This is a genomic window from Tsukamurella conjunctivitidis, assembly GCF_007858475.1.
Taxonomy (GTDB): domain Bacteria; phylum Actinomycetota; class Actinomycetes; order Mycobacteriales; family Mycobacteriaceae; genus Tsukamurella; species Tsukamurella conjunctivitidis.
The window spans coordinates 1-513 of sequence record NZ_VIGX01000315.1 but is presented as its reverse complement, the minus strand read 5'-3'; the positions used below and the strand labels follow the sequence as shown (position 1 = coordinate 513).

Annotated in this window: 2 protein-coding genes; both read right to left on the bottom strand. The window is 71.7% G+C overall.

The annotated features are described in order from the left end of the window. Positions 1–171, bottom strand: a 171-nt coding sequence (locus FK530_RS27265; RefSeq protein WP_369123359.1) for a transglutaminase N-terminal domain-containing protein, incomplete at its 3' end; no start/stop codon positions are given. Beyond that, on the bottom strand, positions 108–513 hold a 406-nt coding region (locus FK530_RS25555; protein WP_166443340.1), incomplete at its 5' end, for an alpha-E domain-containing protein. The genes FK530_RS25555 and FK530_RS27265, both read right to left, overlap by 64 nt.

Below are 513 nucleotides of genomic sequence, written 5' to 3'. Positions count from 1 at the left end.
CAGGTGCTGGTCCGCGTCCGTTCCGGGGGTCATGCGCGCCTCGTTGAAGGAGGCGAGGGTGGGCTCGGTGTAGGTGTAGCCGGTGTGGTGCACGATCCGGATCCTGCTCACAGGTGGTCCCCCGTCCAGTGCGTCGCGGCGGTGCCCTCGAAGAACCGCTCCTGGACGCATGCACTGACCTCCGCGCAGGTGGCGCCCAGCGCCGCCATGCGTGCGGGAAGGTCCTCCAAGGTGGCCTCGGGGGCGCGGTAGAGCAGTCGGGAGCGGGTCTGGCCCACCAGGCGGGTTGCCTCCGAGACATGTCCACGCACCGGGTCCGCCCGGTCGATGGTGTCCAGGGCGTGGGCCACGGCATCGAGGCTGAAGAGGAGGGAGCGGGGGAAGGACCCGTCCAGCAGCAGGAAGCGGGCGATGTCCAGGTCAGCGGAGGCCGCCCCCCGGCTGCGGATGTAGGCGTGCTGTCCCGCACAGCTGCTCAGGGCATCCGACCAGGCCGTCGGGGCGGGCCGCAGC